This is a genomic window from Collinsella sp. 4_8_47FAA (assembly GCF_000763055.1).
GTDB lineage: Bacteria > Actinomycetota > Coriobacteriia > Coriobacteriales > Coriobacteriaceae > Collinsella.
Genome location: NZ_KN214138.1, coordinates 115437 through 120519, shown reverse-complemented (window position 1 = coordinate 120519; position 5083 = coordinate 115437). Strand labels below are relative to the sequence as shown.

Here is a 5083-nt window from a genome sequence, read left to right as displayed (position 1 = left end):
AACTGGTGTGTCCATCCTCGCAGTATCCGGTTCTCAAGGTGCACGCCCCGCGGCTGATCCGGTCCGACCGGGCCGCGCGGCAAGGAGATATATTGCCAGACCGGAGGGGCCCCGGGGGCGGGAATCTAGGCGTACACATTTCCTACACATCTTGGAATCCGACTAACGTTTGCCAGCCGTTACCTACCGCTCGCCGAGCATCTCTTTATATAAGGCAGTCTCATGGTTAAAGCGGATACGTCCCCCTAGCTAAAGCACAGCCAGCATCGAGCAACTCATCACGTTCTTCCACCGAGAACCCCTCGGCGTAGACGCGCACCACTGGTTCGGTCCCGCTAGGACGGACCAGCAGCCACGTGTCATCCTCGAATGCCAAACGCAAGCCATCCATATGACTAACGTTTTGCGGCGCCTTGCCACAAATCGACTTGGGGTTTACGCCCGGCAGCAGGGTTCGTAACGTTTCGGCATCTTCGGCCTCAAGGCGCAAATCGCGTCGACCGTAACTCGTCTTACCAAAACTGTCCTCGAGTTGGTCGACCAGAACGCCCAAAGGCGCGTCCGTCTTTGCCATAAGCTCACACAGAATCAGACAGGCGAGGATTCCATCGCGCTCGGGCATATGCGCGGCGATGCCGATACCACCGGCTTCTTCGCCGCCCATGAGGACGCCGCCCTTCTTCATCTCTGCCGCTATATATTTGAAACCGACTGGTTTGACGGTCACGCGGCAGCCAAGCGCATCGGCAATGCGGCGCACGAGCGTCGAGCATGAAAGATTGACGACGACGCGCCCCTTCAAATTACGAAATTGAACCAAGTCGCCCAAAACGAGCGCCATGATCTGATGCGGATGTATATATCTGCCGCGCTCGTCAACCGCGCCGATACGGTCAGCGTCGCCGTCGGTCACCAGGCCAGCGCAAGCTCCGTCCTCGATAACCGTGCGCTCGCAAGCGTCCACCCACGGCTCAACGGGGTCGGGGCAGATATCTTCTTGGTCAGACGCCTGCCCGGCGTGAATCTCGTGCACCTCAACGCCAAGCTCGCGCAGCAAGTCGGCTAGATAGCCCTGGGCTGCGCCGCCCATGGGATCGACAACCACGCGCAGGTGCGCGGCGCGGATGGCTTCGGCATCGACAAACGATGCCACCGTCTGCATATAGTCAGGAATGATATCCGCGGTGCGATATTGCCCCTCGATCCCCGTTGGCTCGGGAGCCATGGTCTCTTCGAGCTCTTCGATGACATCCTGGTTGGCGGTCGAGCCGTCACCCATGCGAATCTTGAGGCACAGATAGCCCTGCGGATGATGGGACCCCGTCACCATGAGCGCGCCGCACGCCTCACCGTCATAAGCCGCCGCCCACGTAAGGGCAGGGGTCGGGACAGGTCGCGAAGCGAGCACGGCGTCTAGCCCGTGCGCCGCTAGCACGCCCGCCGCAAGCTCAGCGAACTCGCGCGCCAGGGGCCGGGTATCGAACCCTATATATACCGTTTTGCCCGGATTGGTCTTTTGCCACAACTCGCCGACGGCATCGGCGATACGGGCAACGTTATCGGCAGTGAAGTCCTCATCGACGCGAGCGCGCCAACCGTCAGTTCCAAAATGAATTATCGCGCACACGCGCAGACACCTCGCAGTGTTTGGATCATGGTACGCATGGGGTATACCCGCAACATGCACTCGGCAACCTGCCGGCACCAGCATTCACCATTTGGGCAAATGCTGCCGAGGACATGCAGGCAATAAAAAAACCGCCCCGTATGGAGCGGTTTTGCCCTTTATATATCGAGCGCCTCGGCCATCGCTGCCGTAGTGATTGCCGTGGTTCCACAGCAACTGCCCACCATTGCGGCACCGGCATGCCTCCATTCGATGCATGCGCGCGCGAAAGCTTCGGGGTTCTCGTGCCATACGGGGCCATCCTGAGTCTGGACCGGATCGCCCACGTTGGGACGCACCGTGACGGGAGTAGTCGCCGATGCAACCATCCTGGGCACCGCCGCGTTCGCGGCCGCAAGCGAACAGCAATTAACACCAACCGAGTTTGCGCCGTGTTTTTCGGCGTACAAAACGGCTGCCTCGATGTTGAGGCCATCGCCCAACAGGTCGCCTTTATCGTCAACGACAAAACTCACCAGAACAGGCATGCCGTCGGCGGCGTCTCGGGCGCCGGCAAGCATGGGCTGCAAATTACGGATGGACGTCACCGTCTCGATCAGCAGACCGTCAACACCAGCATTGAGCAAGGCGTGCGCCTGTTCGCGCGCAATGCCTCGGATTTCACGATACTCGGCAGAGTCCTCGGCAAACCACTCAATACCGATCGGGCCCATCGAGCCCAGCAGCAGCTGAGGGTGCGCCTGGCGGGCATCGTCGACAGCCCCGCGATTGACCTCCGCCACGGACGGCGCAATCTGGTCGTGCTTGAGGGCATAGCTCGATGCCTGAAAGGTGTTGGTAATGAGCACCTGCGCGCCGGCGGCGACATACAAGCGATGGATACGAGAAACGGTCTGCGGCTCTGCCAGATTCCAAAACGCCGGTGGAATGTCGGCGGCATCGTACTCACTCAACAGAACACTGCCCATGGGACCCTGCGCCAACAAGGTCTCGCTCGACAAGCGGCGCGTAAGTTCCTCGGCACCAAAGCGGTTGTAATAACTCGTATCCATATATATCCCGCTATTCCTCGACGCTGATTCCCTGCTTTTCGAGATAGGCGAGCCAGCGGTTCATCGTGTCCTCGGAAAGCGCATGCTCCATCATGCAGGCCTCGGAATCGGCTCGCTCAAATTCGACACCGAGCTCCTGAACCAAAAACGTGCGGATGAGGCGATGACGGTACCAGATAGCCGTACCAACCTCGCGGCCGCGATCGGTCAGGACTACCTTGCCGTAGTGCGATTGCTCGACAAGTTCGGATGCCTTGAGCGCCGAAACCGCTTTATTGACCGATGCCTTGGAGACGCCAAGGCGCTGCGCGATGTCGACCGATCGCACGCCGTTGGTTTCCCCCTCTTCGCTTTCAATGCGAACCATGCACTCCAAGTAGTCTTCGTTCGCCACCGTCAGATGTAGTTCGCGCGAGCTATTTGTCGTATCCATGATCTTCCGTCCCTTCTGCATTCAATGGCTGATTCTACCCCATCCAAGCGTCGTGGTATGCCGTGGCATACCGTGCTAGAGTTCTTGTTGCACACGACGACCAAGATTGGAGCGGTCTTTATGGAAAACACCACCACGAGCCCCGATGTCCTCGAACGCTTTTTGCGCTACGTCCAGATCAACACGCAGTCCGAGGATGCAAACTGCGACCAGGTACCCTCGAGCGCCGTTCAGTTTGACCTTGCCAACGTGCTGGCTGAAGAGCTGCGCGAGCTTGGTGCGGAAGATGCCCACGTGACCGAGCACGCCTATGTCTGCGCGCATATCCCCGCAAGTGCGGGCGCTGAGGACAAGCCCGCCCTGGGCCTGATCGCCCATCTCGACACCACCGAAGTTGCACCGGGCGCCGGCGTGAAGCCGCATATCGTACACTACGAAGGCGGCGACCTGGTCTGCGGCACGGTTGACGGTAAGCCCGTTGCCATGAGTACCGCCAAGCTTCCCGCCCTGACTGACCTCGCGGGTGAGGACCTGGTCTGCAGCGATGGCACCACGCTGCTGGGCGCGGACGACAAGGCAGGCGTCGCCGAGATCATGTCGCTTGTCGCGCGTATCGCTCAGGACCCTTCTCTGCCCCATCCCACACTCGGCATTTGCTTCTGCCCTGACGAGGAGATCGGCCACGGAGCCGAGCTGTTGGATATCGATGCCTTTGGCTGCAAGTACGCCTACACGGTCGACGGCGGCCCCATCGGCGAGCTGGAGTGGGAGTGCTTTAACGCCGCCGAGGCGACCGTCCGCTTTGAGGGCCAGTCCATCCACCCGGGCGACGCCAAGGGCCGTATGGTCAACGCAGGCAATCTGTTCTGCGACTTCAACGCGTTGCTCCCCTACGCGCAGCGCCCGGAGTATACGGAAGGCTACGAGGGCTTTTATCACCTTGAGGGTGTATCTGCGACCGTCGATCACGCCACAGCGCGCTATATCGTCCGCGACCATGACGCCGCCAAGTTCCAGCAGAAACTCGACCTTATTGATGCCGCCGCCTCGATGCTCAACCAGCGTCTGGGTGAGGAGCGCGTGACGGTCGAGATTAAGCAGCAGTATCGAAATATGGCCGAGATCGTTCGTGACTATCCCGAGCTTATTGATGTTGCCAAGGAAGCCTACCTTGCCTGCGGCGTTGAGCCCCAAGTGCTGCCGATTCGTGGCGGCACCGACGGCGCCCAGCTGTCGTTCCGCGGTCTGCCCTGCCCCAACCTTTCCACCGGCGGCTATTGCTACCACGGCGTCAACGAGTTCGTCCCGGTCAGTTCGCTCGTCAAGATGACCGACGTGCTCCAGGAGCTCGTCGCCCGCTTTGCATAAGCCTGGCTGCACAAGTCCAAAAGACGAATTGCCCCGTCCTCAACCAAGAACGGGGCAATTTTTTTGCTGCAATGAGAACAGGTTGACGCGCGCCAGCCTATTAACGCAAGGAGTGTCCCAAACTGCCGGCACAGACGATATGAGCAGGACATAAAAACAATGAGAGCCCCTGCTGCATGAAAGACCGCGGATTAGGCCGACAATGGTGAGTGTCTAATCCAACCGTGGCGGCCACGCCGCATTCATGGAAGGGGCTCCCATGCTCGATACTACCACCTTCATCGGCCTCGACGTCCACGCCCGCTCGATAAAGGCCGTCTCCCTCGACGTCATGACCGGGGAGGTACGTGCCGCGACCTTCGGCTACGACGCCGGCGCCGTCGCGGAGTGGGTCCGTTCCGTGGACCCCAGGGCCAGGTGCGTGTACGAGTCCGGGGTCACGGGCTTCGACCTGCAGAAGAGGCTTTCCGGCCTGGGGGTCGACTGCGTGGTCGGCGCCGTCTCGAAGATGATCAAGCCCAGCGCGGACAGGCGCAGGAAGAACGACCGCAACGACGCCGAGTTCCTCGCCCGCATGCTGTCGGTCGGCAACGTGGTCGAGGT

General features: G+C 60.4%; 4 protein-coding genes and 1 pseudogene. 2 read left to right on the top strand and 3 right to left on the bottom strand.

The features are described 5' to 3' along the window. Positions 1-226: 226 nt before the first annotated feature. The 3 genes from HMPREF9463_RS09535 to HMPREF9463_RS09525 all read right to left on the bottom strand — a co-directional run bounded on the left by HMPREF9463_RS09535 (position 227) and on the right by HMPREF9463_RS09525 (position 3112). The gene (locus HMPREF9463_RS09535) at positions 227-1627 is read right to left on the bottom strand and encodes a phosphoglucomutase/phosphomannomutase family protein (protein WP_035138802.1); all 1401 of its coding nucleotides are present in this window, start codon (positions 1625-1627) and stop codon (positions 227-229) included. 158 nt (positions 1628-1785) lie between these two features. Further along, a complete protein-coding gene (locus HMPREF9463_RS09530) occupies positions 1786-2679 on the bottom strand; it encodes a homocysteine S-methyltransferase family protein (protein WP_035138801.1) in 894 nt (297 codons plus the stop codon). Between the two features lie 10 nt (positions 2680-2689). Beyond that, positions 2690-3112, bottom strand: a complete 423-nt coding sequence (locus HMPREF9463_RS09525) for a metal-dependent transcriptional regulator (protein WP_035138800.1) — start codon at positions 3110-3112, stop codon at positions 2690-2692. Between the two features lie 120 nt (positions 3113-3232). On the opposite strand from HMPREF9463_RS09525, the gene pepT reads away from it, so the two are divergent. Together pepT and HMPREF9463_RS11200 are read left to right on the top strand one after the other, a co-directional pair. Beyond that, positions 3233-4480 (top strand): peptidase T, encoded by a 1248-nt coding sequence (gene pepT / locus HMPREF9463_RS09520; protein WP_035138837.1) that lies wholly within the window; start codon positions 3233-3235, stop codon positions 4478-4480. A 259-nt stretch (positions 4481-4739) separates the two neighbouring features. Continuing rightward, positions 4740-5083: pseudogene (locus tag HMPREF9463_RS11200) on the top strand (IS110 family transposase); the annotation flags it as partial.

Excerpts from the sequence above, each read along its gene's own strand:
- HMPREF9463_RS09525 (WP_035138800.1), bottom strand. The coding sequence starts at position 3,112 with ATGGATACGACAAATAGCTCGCGCGAACTACATCTGACGGTGGCGAAC.
- HMPREF9463_RS09530 (WP_035138801.1), bottom strand. The coding sequence starts at position 2,679 with ATGGATACGAGTTATTACAACCGCTTTGGTGCCGAGGAACTTACGCGC.
- pepT (WP_035138837.1), top strand. The coding sequence starts at position 3,233 with ATGGAAAACACCACCACGAGCCCCGATGTCCTCGAACGCTTTTTGCGC.